We start from the raw sequence: 20,273 nt of genomic DNA, 5'->3' as shown, positions 1-20,273 counted from the left end.
GGGCCGGGCTACCTGTCGGCTTTGCCGAAGATCGGCTTCCATCCGCGCCGCAGGCGCCGCTCGAGTTCCAGCCGGTCCATCGGCCGGGCCAGCGCATAACCCTGCAGCACATCGCAGCCGAGATCGCGCAGCATTGCCGCATGCTCCCAGGTCTCGACGCCTTCCCCGACGACCTCGATGTTGAGCGAATGGCCAATGTCGATGATTGCGCGGACGAGCTTGGCCTGTTTCGCACTCTCCGTGATCGGCCCGACCAGCGCCCGGTCGATCTTGAGCCGCGCCGGGTTGAGGTTGAGCAGGCCGATGATCGAGGCGTGCCCGGTGCCGAAGTCGTCGATCTCCACCTCGATGCCAAGAGCGCCGAGGGCCGAGATCGTCTCGGCGATTTCATCCTCCGGATCGTCGAGGAAGATGGATTCGAGCAATTCGAACGAGAGGACGCCAGGCGGAATCCGCAGATCCCGCAGGTCGGCGATCAGGCCGGGATCGCGCAGGCGTGGCGACGACATGTTGACTGAGATCTTGGGAATGGCGAAGCCGGCCTGCCGCCACGACTGAAAATCGGCATAGGCAAGCTCCACGACCTTGCGGTCGATCGCCGGCAGGACATTGATCTCCTCCGCGACCTTCAGGAAGTGGAAGGGCGCGAGCACGCCGCGCTCCGGATGGTTCCACCGCACCAGCGCCTCGACGCCGGTGATCTCGAGCGAAGTCGCATCGAACTGCGGCTGATAGTAAACCGTGAACTGCCCTTCCTCGATCGCCAGGCGGATGTCGTCGCCAATCCGCTTGGCCGTCAGGATCTGTGTCTGGATCTGCTCGGAGAAGACCTCGACGCGGTCGCGGCCGAGGCTCTTTGCCCGGTAGAGCGCGATGTCGGCATTCATCAACAATTGCTTCGCATCGAAATCGTCGTGCCCTTTCCAGGCGATGCCGATGCTTGCGCCCAGGCGGCAGAGCTGGCCCTCATAGGGAATGGGGCGACGGAAGGCGTGGACGATGCGCTCGGCGAGTTCGGAGAGCTGCGGCAGGTTTCGTCCCCCGCGGCATAGAATGACGAATTCGTCGCCGCCGATCCGGGCAATGAAATCGTCGTGTCGGGCATGCGCGCGAAGGATGGCTGCCGCGTGGCTCAGCATGGCATCGCCGGCCTGGTGCCCGAGTGTGTCGTTGATCTGCTTGAAACGATCGAGATCGATATGCAGGATGGCGTTGACCGCGACATTCTCCGCCAGCATCTGATCGAGGTAGCGCCGGTTGGGCAGATCCGTCAGATAGTCATGCAGGGCGTTGTATTCGATCCTGACCCGCGCCTGCTCGAGCTCGCGGTTGCGCGCCTCGGCGGAGGCCTGAGCCTGGCGCAACTCCTCCTGCAAGGCGACGTCTTCGGTGACATCCCAATTCGCCCCGATGAGCTTTCGCGTGCCGCGATGATCGACATAGGTCGCGGCATTGGAGCGGATATGCCGGATCGAGCCGTCCGGCCGCACGATTCGAAAGGCATTGCTGTAGGGCTTGCCGGAGGCGATCCCTTCGATCGTCCGGGCGATGGCCTTGTCGCGGTCGTCGGGATGCAGCATGTTTTCCCAAGCCTCGGAGTTCGGCGGACCGTCGCTTGGATCGAGGCCGTAGATCTCGAACATGCGCTCGTCCCAGTCATCACGCTCAGCGTCGAGGTTGAAGTCGAACACGCCGATCTTCGAGACGTCGAGCGCGAGTCTCAGGCGGCGCGAGACCTCTTCGAGCCGCGCCTCCGCCTCCTTGCGGGCGGTAATGTCCGTGTCGGTGCCGATGATGCGGCTGGGCCGGCCATCCGGCCAATAGCCAACGGACGCACCGCGGCTCTCGATCCAAACCCAATGCCCGTCCGCGTGGCGCTCGCGGTACTCGAAGGTGTTGAATACAGCCTCGCCGGAATCCTGCCGCTCGATTGCGGCCCGCACATGCGCGCGGTCGTCGGGATGGACGTTCTGGATCCACGTCTCAAGGGTCCCGTCGACCTCGGCATCGTCAGGCAGGCCACGGAGCCGCTTCCAGGTGGTGGAGTAAAACAGGTTACCGGTTTCGAAGTCGTGGTCCCAGACGCCTTCAAGCGCGCTGTCGAGCGCATATTTCCAGCGGGTTTCGTCATTGCGCAGACCGGCGATTTCGTCGACGAGATCTTGGACCGGGAGCATCAGCAGGAAAAAGGCGTCCTGTTCGGCGAAAGACACCGGCGACCAGGAGACGAGCATCGGCAAGGGGCCGGAGAGGCTTTCGAAGCGGAGCGTCGTGCACGACGTAGCCGCCGGCGGCAATCTATCCCGGCCCGGCAACAGGGGCTGGTCTTCATCCAGGACGAGATCTCCGAGGAGGGCTCTCCGCAGCGAAGCTGGCGTCCTTAGCAGCAATTCACCGGCGCGCGCATTGGTCGTTATGATCCGGCCCAGATCATTGGCAATGATTGCCCCGGCCGGCAAGCGCTCCAGGGCGGCCTGCGTGAGGACATCCAAATTTGCCGGCGCACCACGCGCACCTTTGGTGAGACCTTCGTTGACGGCCACGTATCCCATATCCAGCGTTTGCGGCCGCAAATTCCAAGGCACTGAGGGCCGGAAATCAGGCTGCAAATCAAGATTCTACAGCGCTCGACGCCCCTTCGAGGACGAGTCGCGCTGCCATGCCGACCGATGATGACGGCGGACAATGAACGTCGGATTAACGGGAAGTTGCAGGATTAAGGGGCCATCAACCAGCTCGCCGAAGGGTCAGGGCTTCAGGCGGCTCAGGAACTGGGCGAACACCATCGTGCCTTCCGGCCAGGGACCATGTCCGGACTCGGTGTTGATATGGCCGGATTCGCCGGCGTCGACGAGCAGCGAACCCCAGGCGTTGGCAATGTCGTCGGCGTGATCGTAGGAGCCGAAAGGATCGTTGCGGCTCGCGACCATCAGCGACGGGAACGGCAAGGGATCACGCGGATAGGGGCCGAACGTCATCAGATGTTTCGGGCGGATCGTCGGATTGGCCACGTCCGGTGGCGCGACGAGGAAGGCGCCGGCGATCGGCTTGTTGATATGGGGCAGGGCGTGCACCGCAGTCGCGACGCCAAGCGAATGGGCGACGATGACGACCGGCTTCTCGGCGGCGTTGACCTCTTCGACCATGCGCGCCACCCAATCTTCGCGCACGGGCTTTGCCCACTCGGCCTGCTCGACGCGGCGCGCGGTGGACATCTTGCGCTCCCAGCGGGTCTGCCAGTGCTCCGGTCCGGAGTTGGTATAGCCAGGGACGATGAGGATATGGGCGTCGGATACTTTCATGATCGCCGCGATGTGGCGCTGAAAGCGGCCGAAGTCAAGGCCCGCGGCGCCGCGGGCCACTTGAGAGGCGCTATGGTCGCGGCAAGATTTCGGAAGTGATGCATGTTTTCTCCGAAATCGGCGACGATCCAATGAAACATGCGGCAGGCGACAGCGCCTTCATTTTCTGTATAATCGGCGTGACGGTCGCGGTTGGTGCGACTTTGTTTCGTCGCATCGCTGTTCCGTGGCCGCTCGGGTTCGTTGAGGAGTGTGAGCCATGACAACATTCCATGTTCTGTCGGGGCCGGACGCGAGTGTCGCCCACCCCGGGATAAAAAAGATCGGCGTCTCGGATGTGTTCGACGCCCTGCGTCTCGGATTTGACGATTTTCGCGAGAAGCCGTCGCATTACGTCTTCCTTTGCCTGATTTACCCGATTGCCGGCGTCGTGCTGATCACCTGGAGCGCCGGCGCGAACATGTTGCCGCTGCTTTATCCGCTGGTCTCGGGCTTTGCCCTCATAGGCCCCATCGCGGCGATCGGCCTTTACGAGATCAGCCGACGGCGTGAACTCGGTATGGACTATTCATGGCCGCATGCGCTTCGCCTGCATCGCTCCCCGGCCTTGCCATCGATCATGGCCGTCGCTGCCATGCTCTTCGTGGTCTTCATCCTCTGGCTGCTGGTAGCCCAGGCGCTCTACGTACAAATCTTCGGAGCCGAACCGCCGGCTTCGATCACCGCCTTCTGGAATGGCATCATCGGTACCGAGCAGGGTTGGAACCTGATCCTCGTCGGCAATGCCGTCGGCTTCGTCTTCGCCGTCATCGTGCTGTCGACGACGGTCGTATCCTTCCCGTTGCTGATCGATCGTGACGTCGGCGCGGTCGCGGCAGTCGAGACATCGATCCGCGCGACCCTGGTCAATCCGGTACCCGTTGCGCTCTGGGGCTTCATCATCGCGGCTGGCCTGGTGATCGGATCGATCCCGATCTTCGTCGGCCTCGCCGTCATCATGCCGATCTTCGGCCATGCCACATGGCATCTCTATCGCAAGATTGTGGAACCCGGTCCGCGCCCCCGTACACGATAGGCCTGGCGCCGCCCGGCGAAGATCGGCGCGACCTCTCAAAGCGAAAAGCGCCGCAGGTCAATTGACTTGCGGCGCTTGACGGTGTCGGCGTCGACCGGTCTAGCGAAAGTGCTTGTAATAGGACGATATCTGGGCCGCCGTGTTGGACGACAGATTGAGCTTGATGCCGATCCTGTCGCCGCGGCACCAGCGCACCATGCCGGTCAGGAAGCCCAGTTCTTCGCTCCGGATCGTCACTTCCTGTCCGGTTCTGGCGCCGATGTCGAAATAGAGCTGGAAGCAGATGCCTTCGTCCGAAAGGTCCTTGACGACGCCGTTGCTTGACCCGGTCTTGCAGGTGACCATGCCGGTGATCTTGGTCTGTGTGCGTACCCCCGTACGCTCCGTGCTGTCCTTGTAGGCCATGTGTTCCCCGAACCTGAATTGACCGGCCTACAGCGCCGCGCGTCTTATCAGACGCGCAAAGGTCGCTGTAGCACTTTAATTTGCTGCATGTCTTCGTCCCCAAATCGAGGTCGATTTAAGGAGACATGCAGTAGATCGTCGCACGCGATCACTGAACATCGCGCTAAAAGAAATGCCCGCATTTGAGCGATCTGCGCCAAATGCGGGCATATTCATGAGACGCAACGCGGGCGCGTGACCCGCACGTTGTCAGGCTCAGCCGAAGACACGCTTGAAAATCGTGTCGACGTGCTTGGTGTGGTACCCGAGATCGAACTTCTCGCGGATGTCTTCCTCGGAAAGCGCTGCGCGGACTTCCGTATCGGCCAGCAGTTCTTCGAGGAAGTCCTTGCCCTGTTCCCAGACCTTCATGGCGTTGCGCTGCACGAGGCGGTAGGCATCCTCACGCGAAACGCCGGCCTGGGTCAGCGCCAGCAGCACGCGCTGCGAATGCACGAGACCGCGGAACTTGTTCATGTTCTTGATCATGTTCTCGGGGTAGACGAGCAGCTTGTCGATCACGCCGGTCAGGCGAGCGAGCGCGAAGTCGAGCGTCACCGTCGCGTCCGGTCCGATCATGCGCTCGACGGACGAATGCGAAATGTCACGCTCGTGCCAGAGGGCAACGTTTTCCATGGCGGGTACCGAGAAGGCGCGGACCATGCGGGCAAGGCCCGTCAGGTTCTCGGTCAGAACCGGGTTACGCTTGTGCGGCATTGCCGACGAACCCTTCTGGCCCGGCGAGAAATACTCTTCGGCTTCGAGGACCTCGGTGCGCTGCAGGTGACGGATTTCCGTCGCCAGGCGCTCGATCGACGAGGCGATGACGCCGAGGGTCGCGAAGTACATGGCATGACGGTCGCGCGGGATGACCTGGGTCGAAACCGGTTCCGGCTTCAGGCCGAGCGCCTTGGCGACGTGTTCTTCCACGCGCGGGTCGATGTTGGCGAAGGTGCCGACGGCGCCGGAGATCGCGCAGGTGGCGACTTCCTCGCGCGCGGCCAGCAGGCGCTGCTTGCAGCGGTCGAACTCGGCATAGGCAAGCGCCAGCTTGACGCCGAAGGTGGTTGGCTCGGCATGGATGCCGTGCGAGCGGCCGATCGTCACCGTGTCCTTGTGTTCGAAGGCGCGGCGCTTCAGCGCTTCGAGCAGCTTGTCGAGGTCCGCAAGCAGCAGATCGGTCGCGCGGACGAGCTGCACGTTGAAGCAGGTGTCGAGCACGTCGGACGACGTCATGCCCTGGTGGATGAAGCGGCTGTCCGGGCCGACGAATTCGGCAAGGTGCGTCAGGAAGGCGATGACGTCATGCTTGGTGACGGCTTCGATCTCGTCGATGCGCGCGACGTCGAAGGTGGCAGCGCCGCCCTTTTCCCAGATCGTGCGGGCGGCATCCTTCGGGATCACGCCGATTTCGGCAAGCGCATCGCAGGCATGGGCCTCGATCTCGAACCAGATGCGGAACTTGGTTTCCGGCGACCAGATGGCCACCATTTCCGGACGGGAGTAGCGCGGGATCATGGGCTTTAGCTTTCGTCGTCAGTGGAGGATGGCCGTGCCTCTAGCAAAGATAGCCGTGAAGCTCAACGCCATTGGCGCCGGCCTTTTGCCAGCCACAGGCTGACGCCGACGAGTATAGCACCGCCGATGGGCAGATAGAGGCGAAGCCCGAGCACCAGAAACTGGTAGAAAGCGATGAGCGAGGTGAAGGCGAACTGGAAAAACCAGGTCCTGCTGCCGGCAGGCGCATGCCACTGGGCGTAGAACTGCCGGTAGTCGAGGGCGTAGAGCATTGCCGTCATCGCGACGGTTCCGAGCGAAAGGAAGAAGAGGTAGGCCGCAAAACGTGTTTCGGGCCCGCGGCCCAGGGCTGCCAATCGGGCGAGCAACAGCGATGGCGCCCAGGCCAGAAGCGCCCCGGAGCCAAAGATCAGAAGCAGTTCGGACAGATGAAACGTGAGAGCACGCTCACGAAGCCAGAGCCCGCACCAGGCCGAAAGCATCATCGCGCCGCCCCAGAGCGGCGCACCGATGAGAAGCTCCCGCATTGTCGGAAGGGATTGTGCGAGCCGGCCGCGCTGCAGGGCGCCGTGCGGCACCAGATCTGCTTTTGCCTCGACGCCGGCGGCCGCGTCGTTCATTTCGCGATCCGGGTAGGGATCGCGATCCAGCGTCCATCGGTCGTGCCTTCGAAGCCGAGCGACTTGACGAGAACCATGATGACATGGGTTTCGGAGCCGTCGTCATTCCTGTGGGTGACGGCGCCACCGACCTGGTAGCCGGTCGGGCAGCGGCGGCTCTCCGGTATGCGGTTATCGTCCTGCAGGACATCAGTCGCCGGCGTGCCCGCCTTCATCGTCATCGACAGGCGAAAGCCCTTCACTTCCTTGAGGAAATCCTTGCAGATGCCTTCCGGCTCGAAGGTCTTCTCTTCGAGCGCCACCGAATAGGTCTCGCGGAACCCTTCGTCGGCCGCAAAGGAATCGTAAGTCAATCCCAGCGGCTCGGCGTTCGCCTCGGTGATCGGATTGAAGGCAGCGAGCAATCCGGGTGCGTCGGCCAGGCGATAGGCGTCGATCAACGGTGCCGCGCGGCGGCGGGCCTCATGACGCGCCTTGGAGAGCGGACTGCCATCCTCGCGGCCGACGGCACGCACCGGCGCGCTAGGCAGGAAGCTGTCGTTGCGCGTGTCGATCACGTAGATGGTCGAATAGGGAAAGCCGGAGCCATCCTGAACACCATACTCCTCGAAGGCGAAGATATTGCCGTCGGCCGAAAAGCCGATCGGCTGGAGCGCGGCATAATCGCCCGCTAAGGCCGGCGCTGCGACGGCCGCAGCGCCCGCGAAAAGCACGCCGGATACTGCCGCGCGTGTCTTCATCGATAGGCTTTCTCTGCCGGCTTACGGATCGCCTCGATCGCCGCGCGATAGGCTTCGACGGAGCCGCCCTTGAAGATCGCCGAACCGGCAACGAGGACGTTGGCGCCGGCGCCGGTGGCAATGGCCGCCGTATCGGGCGCGATGCCGCCATCGACTTCGATCTCGATCGGCCGGTCGCCGATCATCGCCTTGATGCGGCGGATCTTCTCAGCCGTGGCGTCGATGAACTTCTGTCCGCCAAAGCCCGGGTTGACGGTCATCACGAGGATGAGATCGACCTGATCGAGCACGTATTCGATCGCGCTTTCCGGCGTTGCCGGGTTGAGCGAAACGCCGGCCTTCTTGCCGAGCGAGCGAACGGTCTGCAGCGAGCGATGAAGATGCGGGCCCGCTTCGGCATGCACGGTCAGGATATCGCAGCCGGCTTTCGCAAAGGCTTCGAGGAACGGGTCCGCCGGCGAAATCATCAGGTGGCAATCGAAGGTCGCGTCGGTGTAGCGGCGCAGCGACTTGATCACATCGGGCCCGAAGGTGATGTTCGGCACGAAATGACCGTCCATGACGTCGAGGTGGATCCAGTCGGCGCCGGCATCGACGACATCGCGGACTTCCTGTCCGAGCTTGGAGAAATCGGCCGCCAGGATCGACGGGGCAATGCGGATGGGATGGGTCATGGCGCACTCCAGCGTGTTTTCCGCGCAATAGCACCGGCGGACCGCGCAAACAACATGTCGGCGATCAAAGCTGCGTCAGGCGCCTTCAGACCAGGAGCGCATGAGGTCGTTATCCGCCGGCGTCGCATCGTGCACGCCACGGGCAATGGCGCGCGCCATGGTCGACGCCGCCACCGCGCCGAGGTCGATGAAATCCTCGAGCGTCGGGGTCTTGCCGCTGGCGCCGGTGGCAAGCGCGAAGATCAGGTCGCCGTCGAGCGGTGTGTGCGCCGGCCAGAGACCCCGGGAGAAACCGTCGTGGGCGGCGATTGCCAAGCGCTTTGCTTCGGCCTTGGTGAGCACGGCATCCGTCGCGATCACGGCGATGGTCGTATTCGCCGCCGCGGACTGCCGGTCGCGGAACTTGATGCGAATGTCAGCGGCGTCGGCGGGCAGGGGATGCGGCAGGCCAAGCGCACCGAATTCACCGTCCATCTCGAAGGGCGCGGACCAGAAGTGCCTGCCGTCACCGACGGTTGCCGAACCGAGCGCGTTGACGGCAACGAGCGCGCCAATGGTGATACCGTTTGGCAGGACGGTCGACGCCGAGCCGAGACCGCCCTTGAAGGTGGCGGTCAGGGCGCCGGTTCCGGCGCCCGCGGTCCCGGTTGCGAACTTGGGGCCGGCGCGGCGAACCGCCTCGAAGCCGAGCTCGCGATAGGGCGGGTAGCGTCCCCAATCCTTGTCGCCGCCATTGATCAGGTCGAACAGGATGGCGGTCGGCACGATCGGTATCCGGTGCGGACCGACGGCAAAGCCACGGCCCATTTCTCTCAGCGCTGCCTGGGCCCCGGACGCGGCGTCGAGGCCGAAGGCCGAACCACCCGAAAGCACGAGGGCGTCGACCGTCTGCACCGTGTTGTGCGGGTCGAGCAGATCGGTCTCACGCGTTCCCGGCGCACCGCCCAGGACCTGAACCGCAGCCGTCGCCGGCGGGTCGCAGACGATGGCGGTGACGCCCGATTTCAGCCGGTGATCCTCGGCATTGCCGACCGCCAGGCCCGCGACGTCGGTAATCAGGTTCAGCGGTCCGGTACGCATCATCGGGCGGCTCCTTCGGCGGGCGCCAGCACGAAGCGGCTGCCTTGCCACTGCATCAGGCGATAGGGATTTTCGGCGCGCTCGTGCTGCGCATTGAAGGCAATGGGGCCGAGCACGGTCGGGTAGGGTCCCTTGGCGAATGCGTCGAGCAGGGGCTTGTCGTCCTTCTCGGCCTGGTCCTTGGCCTGTTCGAGCAGGGAGACGGCGGCAAAGGCCGGCAAGACGTAGCCATCCGGCTCGGTTCCGGCGGCGCGAAGCGCATCCGCGACCGGCTTGCCCTCCGGCGATTGCGATGCGTCCGGCAGGGTTACGGCAAGCACGCCATCGGCAAGCGGCACAGTGAGATCGGCGGCGTTCAGCGTGTCGCCGCCGAGCAGAGTGAGGCTCGCGCCTTGGCCCTGCGCATCGCGCGCGATCACCGCCGTGTCCTGTCTGTCGCCACCAGTAAAGACATGCGTCGCGCCGCTCTTCACCAGTCGCCGCACCAGGCTGATCTGCTGCTCCTGAGCGGGCCGATAGGTGTCGGTGAAGACCGGGGTCAGTCCTATGTCGCCGAGGGCAGAACGAACGCTCTCGACCAGTTCCCTGCTGTGGATGGTGCCGTCGTCGATCAATGCGATCGGCTTGCCCTTCCAACGTTGAGTGATGGTGTCGACGATGCTCGAAGCCTCGGCATTACCGCTCGGCGCAAGGCGGAAGAGCGGCCACTTCTTCTTCAGCGCATCTTCCATCAGGATGTCGGAACGCACGCTGAGAGTGATGGCGGGAAGGCCCGCTTCGGCGAGCGCCGGAAGCGTGGCGTCGAGGCTTTCGGTGCAGAGGAACCCGATCGCCGCTTCGGCGCCGGCCGCAAGCAACGCCTTCGTCAGTGCCTCGTTGCCGGCGGTATCGCAGGTCTCGGGAATGACGACGATCTCACTGCCGCGATCACCGGCCTGGAACGCGGCACCATCGATAATCTGCTTGCCGAGAAGCGCAAACGGACCTTCGACCGGTGCGACGACCGCGACCTTGATACCGGCTGCCGCGGCAGGTGCGGCCTGTACCAGTCCGGCCACGACGAGGCTGGCGACGATCGATCGAAGCATTCACTTTCTCCGCTGCCGCATCTTCCGGATCGGAGGGATCCTGAATCCACGGCGAGCCCAAACATTGCCTTATCCGTGCCGGTTACCACGGGCGCGCGGCACGGTAGTGGCCGCATGTTTTAAGGATGTGCCCTGCCGCGTCAAAGGAAAAGATGTGACTTCGGATGCGGATGGCACTATCCGCGTCGCAGCCATGTCGCAGATCTGCAAGATTCTCCTTGCAGCGGGTTTCATATTTTCCGGTACTGTCTATGTATGTGGCTGACTTCGCTCGGAGAAAGAAGTGTTGGACAAGACCAGGCTGGACCCCATCAGTTTCCGCGACGCGATGAGTCGCCTGGCCGGTCACGTGCAGATCATCACCGTGGCGGACGGCGCCGAGCGCCGCGGTGTCACCGTCACCGCATCCTGCTCCGTGTCCGACAGTCCGCCGACGGTTCTCGCCTGCCTGAACGGCGCCAACCCGCGCAACGAGATCTTCACGCGCAGCGACAGTTTCGCGCTCAACCTGCTGGGTGACGAGCATCGCGCCGTGGCACACGCCTTTTCAGGCCGTGACCAGCTCGACATGGAATTGCGCTTTGCCCTTGCGCGGTGGACCAAGTTGACGACAGGCTCTCCGATCCTCGCCAACGCGATCGCTTCGTTCGATTGCCGGCTCATCGAAGTAAAGACGATCGCCACACATCTGGTGCTCTTCGGCGAGGTCGTTGATGTCGCGATCGGGCCGCCGCGGCCACCGCTCATTTATGTGGACCGCGGATACCACTCGCTATAAGTTTTACGTGGCGAGGTTTCGTGCCCATCGCGACATGAAAAGATCGCCGTAAGTCTTTGAGTTGGCCGGGCGAATTCATTCTCTCGCCAGCATCGAGCGATCGATTCGAGCCATCGCGGAGGAGACATGGCGACACAGGCGACAACAGGCCTGCCGCAGTCCATCGAAGAGACGATGGCGCTTCTGGAGGCGCACGACTATCTTGCCGGCACGGCGCTCGCGACCGTGCTGTTTCTCGCGCTCAGGATGAAGCGCCCGCTATTTCTCGAGGGCGAAGCCGGCGTCGGCAAGACCGAGATCGCCAAGGTTCTGGCAAAGGCGCTCGATCGGCCGCTGATCCGGCTGCAATGCTACGAGGGCCTCGATGTCGCCTCGGCCGTCTACGAATGGAACTATCCGGCACAGATGCTGGAAATCCGCCTGTCGGAAGCAACCGGCAAGGTCGACCGCAAGCGCGTCGAAAGCGATATCTTTTCCGAACGTTTCCTGATCCGCCGCCCGGTTCTCCAGGCAATTTCGTCCAATGCGGGCCGCGCACCGGTCTTTCTCATCGACGAGCTCGACCGGACAGATGAAGCCTTCGAAGCCTTCCTGCTGGAAGTTTTGTCCGATTTCCAGGTCACCATACCGGAACTCGGCACGATCCGGGCGGACGAACCGCCAATCGTCATCATCACGACCAACCGCACGCGCGAAATCCATGACGCGCTCAAGCGGCGCTGCCTCTATCATTGGGTCGATTACCCCAAGGCGGCGCAGGAGCTGGAAATCATCCGCCGCAAGGTTCCCGGCTGCAACGCGACACTCTCGCGGGAAGTGATCGCCTATGTACAGCGGCTGCGCACGATCGATCTTTTCAAGAACCCGGGCGTCGCCGAAACGATCGATTGGGCAACGGCGCTGACGGAGCTCGACCGGCTGGCGCTGGACCCGGAGACGATTGCCGATACGCTCGGAACGTTGCTCAAGTACCAGGACGACATCGCCAGGATAGAGGGGGCCGAAGGGCGCAAGCTGCTCGCCGAAGTCAAGGCGGAATTGCTGGCGGCGGGCTGACATGGAGGAGCGGGAGCAGCACAGGGATGGCGCCATTCTCCCGCCGATGGGGGGAGGTGACGGGCGGCTCGCCGACAACATCGTCTTCTTTGCGCGGGCGCTGCGTCGCGCCGGCATCAAGATCGGGCCCGGGGCGATTGCCGACGCCATCGATGCGGTGGCGCTGATCGGCATCGGCGGCCGGGACGCCTTCTACGCCGCGCTGCAATGTGTCTTCGTGAAGCGCCATGAGGACCAGCCGGTGTTCGATGAGGCTTTTCGGCTGTTCTGGCGCTCACGTGGCCTCGTCGAGAAGATGATCGCGATGATGTCGCCGCTGGCGCCCGAGCGCGAGAGCGAGCGGCAACAGCGGCGGGCGGGTGAGACCCGCGTCAGTGATGCGCTGCTTTCCGGGCACGAAATGGATCGGCCATCGCGTGACGAGCCCGAGATCGATATCGACGCGCGCTTCACGGTTTCGGGCCACGAACTGTTGCGCAGGGCCGATTTCGCCCAGATGAGCGCTGCCGAGCTCGCCGAGGCGAAGCGCGCGCTTGCGGCGCTGACGCTGCCGCTGGACCGGGTCGTCACGCGCCGCTTTCGTCCGTCGACGCGGCAGATCCGCATCGACCCTCGCACCACCATGCGCGACGCCATGCGTTTCGGCGGGGAACTGATCCTTCCGCGCTTCCGGGAGCGGCGTGTCGTGCACCCGCCGCTCGTCGTGCTTGCCGATATCTCCGGCTCGATGAGCCAGTACACCCGCATCTTTCTGCATTTCCTGCACGCGCTGACCGAGGAGCGGCGGCGGGTGCACACCTTCCTGTTCGGCACACGGCTGACGAACGTCACCCGCCAGTTACGCAATCGCGATCCCGATGCCGCAATCGACGACTGCGTTGCCGCAGTCAGGGACTGGTCGGGCGGCACGCGCATCGGCGAAACGCTGCATGAATTCAACAGACGCTGGTCGCGGCGTGTCCTTGGGCAAGGCGCCATCGTGCTGATGATCACCGATGGCCTCGAGCGTGACGACGTCGGCGATCTTGAAGTCGAAATCGACCGGTTGCACCGGTCCTGCCGTCGGCTGATCTGGCTCAATCCGTTGCTGCGCTTCGAGGGCTTCGAGGCCCGTGCTCGCGGCGTCAGGGCGATGCTGCCGCATGTTGACGAATTCCGGGCGGTGCACAATCTTGAATCGATTGGGGAACTGGTGAAGGCGCTTTCCGGGCGAAGCTCCCGGCAGGCAGACCCGCGGCGGTTCCTCGGATCACGGTGATCGATCCGGCGGGAGGGTGGAAGATGCTGGCAGCTAAAAATGTTCTGGATCCCCTCGATATCGCCGAAGCCTGGGTGAGGGAGGGGCGGGAGGTGGCGATTGCGACCGTGATCGAAACCTGGGGTTCGGCGCCGCGTCCCGTCGGCAGCCATCTGGTGATCGACGGCGAGGGCAATTTTCAGGGCTCGGTTTCCGGCGGCTGCGTCGAAGGCGCCGTCATCACCGAAGCGGCAGACGTGATCGCTTCGGGCGCGCCAAAGGTTCTCGACTTCGGCGTCGCCGATGAGACCGCCTGGCGCGTCGGGCTTTCCTGCGGCGGCCGAATCCGGGTCCTTGTCGAACGGGTCGATGGTTAGCAATGGAACGGAAGATCCTCGAGGCACTCAATGCGGCGCGTTCGGCGCGTCGGGCCGCCGTTACCGTCAGCGACCTCGCCGGCGGCAGCGGCCTGATCTATCTTGAGGGCGATGACTGTCCCGAAACCTGGCGCGCCGCGGTCGGGCGCGCTCTGCAATCCGGCAAGGCCGGGATCGTGGACACGGAGCAGGGCTCCTTCTTTCTCAACGTCTATTTGCCGCCGCCACGCATTGTCGTCATCGGCGCCGTCCATATTTCGCAAGCCTTGGCGCAACTGGCGCCGGTTGCCGGTTTCGACCTGACAATCATCGACCCGCGCACGGCCTTCGCAACGCCGGAACGCTTCGCAGGCGTCGAACTCATCGCCGAATGGCCCGAGGATGCCTTGAAGGAGAGGCCGCTTGATCGCTTCACTGCGCTCGTGGCCGTCACCCATGATCCGAAGATCGATGACGAGCCGATCCGCGCGGCCCTTGCAGCGGGCTGCTTCTACGTCGGCGCGCTCGGAAGCCGGAAAACCCATGCGACGCGGGTCGAGCGGTTGCGGCGGGCCGGCGCTTCCGATGCCGAGATCGGCCGCATCCGTGCGCCGATCGGCCTCGATATCGCTGCGGCGAGCCCGGCCGAGATCGCCGTCGCAATCCTCGCCGAGATCATCGAAGCGCTACGGCGCCGTGATACCAGCCAGATCAAAGGAGCGATCGCGTGAGGTTCGGGCCGGTCAAGACCAGCGAAGCGGAGGGCGCCATCCTGGCGCATGCGGTGAAAACCGATGAATCCCGGCTGGCGAAGGGCCGCCGGCTTTCGTCCGCCGATGTCGCCGCCTTGACCGCTTGCGGCACGCTGGAAGTGGTCGTCGCGCGCCTCGATGCCGGCGACCTCATGGAAGACGAGGCCGCCACGCGCATTGCAGCGGCAATTGCACCCGATCACCTGCGTTTCTCCCAGGCGGCGACCGGGCGGGTCAACGTCTACTCACGGGTTGCCGGCCTCTTCGTCGCCATACGCGAGACCGTCGACCGATTGAACCGCATCGATCCGGCGATCACGCTTGCCTGCCTTGCCGACCATGTGCCGGTGCAGGCCGGCGATATGGTCGCGACGATCAAGATCATTCCGCTCGCAGTCGCCGGTCGTTTCGTCGAGGAAGCCCAGAGATTGCTCCGGAGCCATGCCGCTTTCGAGGTGAAACCCTTCGCGGCGCGGCGGGCGGCCCTGATTGCAACTCAGTTGCCGACGCTGAAGCCTCAAGTGATGGACAAGACGAAAGCCATCCTGGCAGCGCGCCTGCGGCAATCTGGAAGCGAGCTTCTGACCGAGCGGCGCGTCGCCCACACCGAGAGCGCGGTCGCCGCGGCAATCGACGAGTTGCAGGCGGATCATGACCTGCTGGTGGTCTTCGGCGCTTCCGCCGTCGCCGACCCGGACGATGTGATTCCCGCGGCCGTCCGGCGGGTAGGCGGCATCGTCGATCACGTCGGCATGCCCGTCGATCCGGGCAATCTTCTCGTACTTGGCCGTGTCGGCGAGATCCCGGTGATCGGCGCGCCCGGATGCGCCCGCAGCCCGCGTGAAAACGGCTTTGACTGGATTCTCGACCGCATTCTCGCAGGCGAGTGGCCGAGCTTCGACGACATTACCGGCCTTGGCGTCGGTGGCTTGCTGGGCGAAATTCCGACCCGACCGCAACCGCGCGAAAAAGCAACGGCGTTGCCGACAGGGCCGGTCGAGATCGTGGTTCTGGCTGCCGGCCGCGCCAGCCGCATGGGAGCGGACTGTGGACACAAGCTGCTGGCGACCTTTGACGGCGTGCCGCTGGTCCGCCGCAGTGTCGAGGCGGCGATCGCAGCCGCGCCCGGCAGGGTTATCGTGGTCACCGGCCGTCGCGAGACCGATATCCGCGCCGCGCTGGAGAACCTGCCGGCGAAGTTCGTCTCGAATCCCGACTACTTATCCGGGATGGCCTCCTCTCTGACGGCCGGTCTTTCGGCGATCGACGAGCGGGCCGCCGGCATGTTGGTGATGCTTGCCGACATGCCAGATGTCTCCACCGACGACCTGCGTAAGCTCCTCAATCGTTTTTCTGCCGAAGGCGGCCGTGCCGTCATTCGGGCAACGGCCGACGGCCAACGCGGCAATCCGGTCATCCTGCCGAGACAAACCTTCTCCGCCGTCAGGCAGTTGGTTGGAGACGTTGGCGCAAGGCACATCATCGAGAAATGCGGCCTACCGGTCATCGATGTCGAGCTGGGTCCGGCCGCCCGCCTTGACCTCGACACGCCGGAGCAAATCATGGCTGCGGGCGGTATCCTGGAGGAATGAACGCGTGGACAATGCTGCGATCGAGGAGATGTTCGAGACGCTCGGCCCGGTGACCATCAAACGGATGTTTGGTGGCAAGGGCATCTATTGCCAAGGCGTGATCTTCGCCCTCGAAGTCGACGGTGAAATCCTGCTGAAAGGCGACGAGCAGACGGCCCCAACCTTCGAAGCGGCCGGTTCCCGGCAATGGGCCTATGAAGGCAAGGGGAAGCCGGTGAAGATGCCCTATTGGAGCATCCCGGACGACGCCCTCGACGATCCCGACGAAATGGCGCGCTGGGCGCGGCGTGCCTATGACGCGGCGCTACGATCGAAAAAGTAGAGCGATCAGCCTTGGGTCGCGCTTGCGGTCCGGTTCCAGGAAAGCCATTGGCTCAGACAACGTCTGGTTAGGTGGTAGCGCCGCGTTCCGTCTTCCGCAGCGCATCGACGGCATCGGCCGCAAAACGTGACAGCGGCTGGGGCAGGGCATCGAGGTCGAACCAGCCGAAAGCGGAGAGCTTGTGCGGCTCGGTAAGTTCAGGCTCGCCGGCAAAATCCCGGGACACGTAGATCATCGAAATCCAGTGCTGGCGGTCAGCCTCGATCACCTGTTCGCTGAGGCACAGGAACTCGCTCGAACGGATATTGAGGCCGCTTTCCTCTTCGGCCTCGCGCCGCGCGGCGGCGTCCGAGCGCTCCATGTGATCGACCTTGCCGCCGACGATGTTCCAATGTTCGGCTTCCGGCGCGTTAACGCGCTTGTAAAGCAGGATTTTGCCATCGCGCACGATCGCAAGTCCGCAGCCGAAACCCGGAAAATCGATGCCCGGCAGGCCCATGGGATCAATCAGGCCTTGCCGGCAATCAGCATGAAGGCGGGGATTTCGTCGCCGAATCCGACCGGAGTCGGGCCGTCGTCATAGTCGCGGCGGTGACGGTTGCGGCGGTCGCGATTGTCATCATTGGCAGGGTTCGATGCGCGCACCGGACGATCGGCGCGGTTGTTCTGTCCCTGCTTGTTTTCTGTGCTGCGTGCCGGTTTCACCGATTCCGCCCTTTCCGCGACTGTTTCAATTTCGGCCTCACTATCGGCACGCACGGTATCGGATTTATGATCGGGACGGCCCTTCGAGCCGCGATCCCCATCTTTTTTCCGGTCCCTGCGACCATCGCGGCCGCGATCACGCCGGCCGGTGTCGTGGCTTTCCATCGGCTCGGGCAGATTGGAAAGGTCGCCGTTCAGCCATTCGACCTTCTGGCCGATCAGCTTCTCGATGGCGTCGGAGAACTTCGTGTCGCGCTTCGTCACCAGCGTGAAGGAGGCGCCCGAACGACCGGCACGGCCGGTGCGGCCGATGCGGTGAACATAGTCTTCCGCATGGATCGGAACGTCGAAATTGAAGACGTGACTGACATCGGGGATATCGAGACCGCGGGCTGCGACGTCGGAGGCGACCAACAGCTTGATGTTGCCGTCCTTGAAGTTCGCGAGCATCGTCATGCGCGAACGCTGGTCCATGTCGCCGTGCAGCGCGCCCACGGAGAAGCCGTGGCGGTCGAGCGAACGGAAGAGGTCGGCGACATCCTTCTTGCGGTTGCAGAAGATGATCGCGTTCTTCAGTTCGTCCTGGGCGCGAATCAGATCGCGCAGCACCGCACGCTTCTCATAGTCTTTGGCGTGCGCCGCCACGAAGCGCTGCGTCACCGTCTGCGCCGTCGAAGACGGGCGGGCGACTTCGATGCGTTCCGGGTTCTGCAGGAAGCGGTCGGCGAGCTTCTGGATTTCCGGCGGCATCGTCGCCGAGAAGAACAGCGTCTGGCGCGTGAACGGAATAAGCTTGGCGATGCGCTCGATATCGGGAATGAAGCCCATGTCGAGCATGCGGTCGGCTTCGTCGATGACCAGGATTTCGACGCCGGTCATCAGGAGCTTGCCGCGTTCGAAATGATCGAGCAGACGGCCGGGCGTGCAGATCAGCACGTCGGCGCCGCGCTCGAGCTTGCGATCCTGCTCGTCGAACGAAACGCCGCCGATCAGAAGCGCGATGTTGAGCTTGTGGTTCTTGCCGTACTTGTCGAAGTTCTCTGCGACCTGGGCGGCGAGCTCGCGCGTCGGCTCCAGGATGAGCGTGCGCGGCATGCGGGCGCGAGCGCGGCCCTTTTCGAGCAGCGTCAGCATCGGCAGCACGAACGAAGCCGTCTTGCCCGTACCCGTCTGGGCGATGCCCAGAATGTCACGACGCTGCAGGGCCGGCGGGATGGCGCCAGCCTGGATCGGGGTCGGGGTTGTGTAGCCCGCATCGGTGACAGCGGAGAGAACTTTTTGGCTCAGGCCAAGGTCAGCAAAATTGGTCAAAGGGAAATCTGTTTCCGTTCCGGTTCAATAGAACACTGATCGATCGATGGAAAACGCACGAGCACGTGGCCGCGCTCTTAAGCTGAACGTCGCTGAAAGTCAAGAAATCCAGCACGTTGAAGCAGCAAAAGGTAAATAGTGGCGAATCTGTCGCATTTCTTGTCAAGCCGCGCAAGACCCGCGCACAGCCGAACGAGCGGTCAGTTCATGTAGGAGGCGAGCTTCCGGCTGGCGTCGAGAAACCGCGTGGGATCCACCGCCTCGCCATTCAGGCGGATTTCATAGTGCAGGTGCGGACCGGTGGAGCGACCCGTATTGCCGGACTTGGCAATGACCTCGCCTTCCGTCACCTGGTCGCCGACCTTCACCAGGACCGTGGAGAGGTGGGCATAGCGGCTCGACACACCGTTGCCGTGGTCGATCTCGACCATGTTTCCATAACCACCGGTCAAGCCGGCATTCGTCACGGTGCCGGGCGCGGTCGCGCGGATGCGCGTGCCGACGGTCGCGCGGAAGTCGATGCCGGCATGGAGCGCCAGGCGACCGAGGAACGGATCGAGACGGTTGCCGAAGTCGCTGGTGATGTCGCTCGCCGGCGAAGGGTTGCCGAAGGGCAGAGCGCGGACCTGCGCCCGCGTCCGCTCCAGTTCCAGAAGCGCGGTATCGAGGGCAGCCAGGGAACGGCCGAATTCGTCATCGGCTGCCGGTTCGACGAAGGGGCCGCCAATGGCGGTCTCGGAAGAGCCCGAAGGCGTGGCAGCCGGGACCATTTCGGCAACGTCGCTGACGGGCAGGTCGACGCCGACCCTCCCGATGATCGAGCGAATCGCGTCCGACGTCCTTGCTGCGCCATCCGTCAGTTGTTTCAGTCGCGCCATTTGCTCCAGCTCGACGTCCTTCAACGAGAGCGTCACCTTCGAGAAGATCCGGTCGGCGCGGTCGGAGGTCGATTCGCCGGCGTCGGGTGCGGCATAGGCGAGGGGGGTGGCCCGAGCGGCAGCTGACAAGGAGGCGCTGTTCAGCCCCATCAGCTTCTCGATCGCCTTCACGCCGCCGGTGTTCGCGTCGGCTCGTTTCTCATAGGCGAGAGGTTCGATCTCCGGGGTCTCGCTGCTTTCCGTCGTCAGGCCGGAATTTTCGGCCCTTTCGACCAGAGCGCCGAACTTTCCGTTGCGCGAGGTTAATGCCATCTGCTGGCGAAGCAGCTTCTCGACTTTCTCCTCGACCACTTGCTGGTCGAGCAACTGACGGCTGGTAACGCGATCGACCTGCGCCCTAAGCGCCGTGATTCGATCCTCGTATTCGTGCTGCATCCGCGCCTGGCGCGCAATCGTGCCGCCAATGAGATCGTCGCGCAGGACGAGGTAGGATGTCGCCGCGAGATAGCCGATGCTGCAGACGCCGGCGAAGGATAGGGCTATTGCCGCCATCCAGGGGCGAACCGTCATATGGCGGACCTTGTCGCCACTGGCCAATATCAGAACGTGATGTTCCTTACGTTTTCCGAAGGCACGATTTGCCGAACGTCCAGACACCCGTTCTCTCCCGCCATGTGCGCGTTGCCTCGCATCACCTGCGGATCATTACACTTCGTTAGGGTTAACAATTGGTTAGGCTGAGTGC

General features: G+C 63.7%; 20 protein-coding genes. 8 read left to right on the top strand and 12 right to left on the bottom strand.

All coding sequences use genetic code 11. The features are described from left to right. Positions 1-8: 8 nt before the first annotated feature. Positions 9-2,543 carry an EAL domain-containing protein gene (locus BHMPCIPO_RS10110; RefSeq protein WP_173516605.1) on the bottom strand — a complete coding sequence of 845 codons (2,535 nt, stop codon included), beginning with the start codon at positions 2,541-2,543 and terminating at the stop codon, positions 9-11. A gap of 204 nt (positions 2,544-2,747) precedes the next feature. After that, entirely contained in the window at positions 2,748-3,302 is a 555-nt protein-coding gene (locus BHMPCIPO_RS10105; protein ID WP_173516604.1) for an RBBP9/YdeN family alpha/beta hydrolase, read from the bottom strand. A 259-nt stretch (positions 3,303-3,561) separates the two neighbouring features. Here BHMPCIPO_RS10105 and BHMPCIPO_RS10100 point away from each other — a divergent pair, with 259 nt between their 5' ends. Continuing rightward, positions 3,562-4,377 (top strand): DUF2189 domain-containing protein, encoded by an 816-nt coding sequence (locus tag BHMPCIPO_RS10100; protein ID WP_173516603.1) that lies wholly within the window; start codon positions 3,562-3,564, stop codon positions 4,375-4,377. A gap of 99 nt (positions 4,378-4,476) precedes the next feature. On the opposite strand, the gene BHMPCIPO_RS10095 is transcribed toward BHMPCIPO_RS10100, so the two are convergent. The 7 genes from BHMPCIPO_RS10095 to BHMPCIPO_RS10065 form a co-directional block, all read right to left on the bottom strand. Continuing rightward, on the bottom strand, positions 4,477-4,782 hold the full coding sequence (locus BHMPCIPO_RS10095) for a PilZ domain-containing protein (protein WP_173516602.1): 306 nt from the start codon (positions 4,780-4,782) through the stop codon (positions 4,477-4,479). Positions 4,783-5,037: 255 nt separating this feature from the next. Next, entirely contained in the window at positions 5,038-6,339 is a 1,302-nt protein-coding gene (gene purB / locus BHMPCIPO_RS10090) for an adenylosuccinate lyase (protein ID WP_065373606.1), read from the bottom strand. Between the two features lie 62 nt (positions 6,340-6,401). Beyond that, positions 6,402-6,959, bottom strand: coding sequence for a hypothetical protein (locus BHMPCIPO_RS10085; RefSeq protein ID WP_173516601.1), 558 nt, complete (start codon positions 6,957-6,959; stop codon positions 6,402-6,404). Then, entirely contained in the window at positions 6,956-7,699 is a 744-nt protein-coding gene (locus BHMPCIPO_RS10080) for a DUF2259 domain-containing protein (RefSeq protein WP_173516600.1), read from the bottom strand. The genes BHMPCIPO_RS10085 and BHMPCIPO_RS10080 overlap by 4 nt, the downstream gene beginning before the upstream one ends. Next, positions 7,696-8,373, bottom strand: coding sequence for a ribulose-phosphate 3-epimerase (gene rpe / locus BHMPCIPO_RS10075; protein ID WP_173516599.1), 678 nt, complete (start codon positions 8,371-8,373; stop codon positions 7,696-7,698). The genes BHMPCIPO_RS10080 and rpe overlap by 4 nt, the downstream gene beginning before the upstream one ends. 75 nt (positions 8,374-8,448) lie before the next feature. Next, positions 8,449-9,456 (bottom strand): P1 family peptidase, encoded by a 1,008-nt coding sequence (locus BHMPCIPO_RS10070; RefSeq protein ID WP_173516598.1) that lies wholly within the window; start codon positions 9,454-9,456, stop codon positions 8,449-8,451. Further along, positions 9,453-10,541 (bottom strand): branched-chain amino acid ABC transporter substrate-binding protein, encoded by a 1,089-nt coding sequence (locus tag BHMPCIPO_RS10065; protein ID WP_173516597.1) that lies wholly within the window; start codon positions 10,539-10,541, stop codon positions 9,453-9,455. Before BHMPCIPO_RS10065 ends, BHMPCIPO_RS10070 begins: the two co-directional genes overlap by 4 nt. A 328-nt stretch (positions 10,542-10,869) precedes the next feature. Here BHMPCIPO_RS10065 and BHMPCIPO_RS10060 point away from each other — a divergent pair, with 328 nt between their 5' ends. The 7 genes from BHMPCIPO_RS10060 (at position 10,870) to BHMPCIPO_RS10030 (ending at position 16,634) form a co-directional block, all read left to right on the top strand. Beyond that, positions 10,870-11,319 carry a flavin reductase family protein gene (locus BHMPCIPO_RS10060; RefSeq protein WP_173518138.1) on the top strand — a complete coding sequence of 150 codons (450 nt, stop codon included), beginning with the start codon at positions 10,870-10,872 and terminating at the stop codon, positions 11,317-11,319. Positions 11,320-11,445: 126 nt separating this feature from the next. Continuing rightward, the gene (locus BHMPCIPO_RS10055; protein WP_173516596.1) at positions 11,446-12,375 is read left to right on the top strand and encodes an AAA family ATPase; all 930 of its coding nucleotides are present in this window, start codon (positions 11,446-11,448) and stop codon (positions 12,373-12,375) included. 1 nt (position 12,376) lies between these two features. Beyond that, entirely contained in the window at positions 12,377-13,633 is a 1,257-nt protein-coding gene (locus tag BHMPCIPO_RS10050; RefSeq protein ID WP_376741632.1) for a vWA domain-containing protein, read from the top strand. A 23-nt stretch (positions 13,634-13,656) separates the two neighbouring features. Beyond that, complete coding sequence (locus tag BHMPCIPO_RS10045) at positions 13,657-13,989, top strand: XdhC family protein (RefSeq protein ID WP_173516595.1); 333 nt, start codon at positions 13,657-13,659, stop codon at positions 13,987-13,989. Positions 13,990-13,991: 2 nt separating this feature from the next. Further along, positions 13,992-14,699, top strand: a complete 708-nt coding sequence (locus BHMPCIPO_RS10040) for an XdhC family protein (RefSeq protein ID WP_173516594.1) — start codon at positions 13,992-13,994, stop codon at positions 14,697-14,699. Next, positions 14,696-16,312 (top strand): NTP transferase domain-containing protein, encoded by a 1,617-nt coding sequence (locus tag BHMPCIPO_RS10035; protein WP_173516593.1) that lies wholly within the window; start codon positions 14,696-14,698, stop codon positions 16,310-16,312. The genes BHMPCIPO_RS10040 and BHMPCIPO_RS10035 overlap by 4 nt, the downstream gene beginning before the upstream one ends. Before the next feature lie 4 nt (positions 16,313-16,316). Further along, complete coding sequence (locus BHMPCIPO_RS10030; protein WP_173516592.1) at positions 16,317-16,634, top strand: TfoX/Sxy family protein; 318 nt, start codon at positions 16,317-16,319, stop codon at positions 16,632-16,634. Between the two features lie 67 nt (positions 16,635-16,701). Here BHMPCIPO_RS10030 and BHMPCIPO_RS10025 read toward each other — a convergent pair whose 3' ends face one another. The 3 genes from BHMPCIPO_RS10025 to BHMPCIPO_RS10015 all read right to left on the bottom strand — a co-directional run bounded on the left by BHMPCIPO_RS10025 (position 16,702) and on the right by BHMPCIPO_RS10015 (position 20,185). After that, positions 16,702-17,133, bottom strand: coding sequence for an NUDIX domain-containing protein (locus tag BHMPCIPO_RS10025; protein WP_173516591.1), 432 nt, complete (start codon positions 17,131-17,133; stop codon positions 16,702-16,704). A gap of 8 nt (positions 17,134-17,141) precedes the next feature. Next, positions 17,142-18,650 (bottom strand): DEAD/DEAH box helicase, encoded by a 1,509-nt coding sequence (locus BHMPCIPO_RS10020; protein WP_173516590.1) that lies wholly within the window; start codon positions 18,648-18,650, stop codon positions 17,142-17,144. 200 nt (positions 18,651-18,850) lie between these two features. Beyond that, positions 18,851-20,185 carry a M23 family metallopeptidase gene (locus tag BHMPCIPO_RS10015; protein ID WP_312033018.1) on the bottom strand — a complete coding sequence of 445 codons (1,335 nt, stop codon included), beginning with the start codon at positions 20,183-20,185 and terminating at the stop codon, positions 18,851-18,853. Positions 20,186-20,273: the final 88 nt, after the last annotated feature.

It is taken from the genome of Ensifer sesbaniae (assembly GCF_013283665.1).
Taxonomy (GTDB): Bacteria; Pseudomonadota; Alphaproteobacteria; order Rhizobiales; family Rhizobiaceae; genus Ensifer; species Ensifer sesbaniae.
Note: the sequence above shows the minus strand (reverse complement) of the source record. Positions and strands in the feature narration are given on the sequence as shown.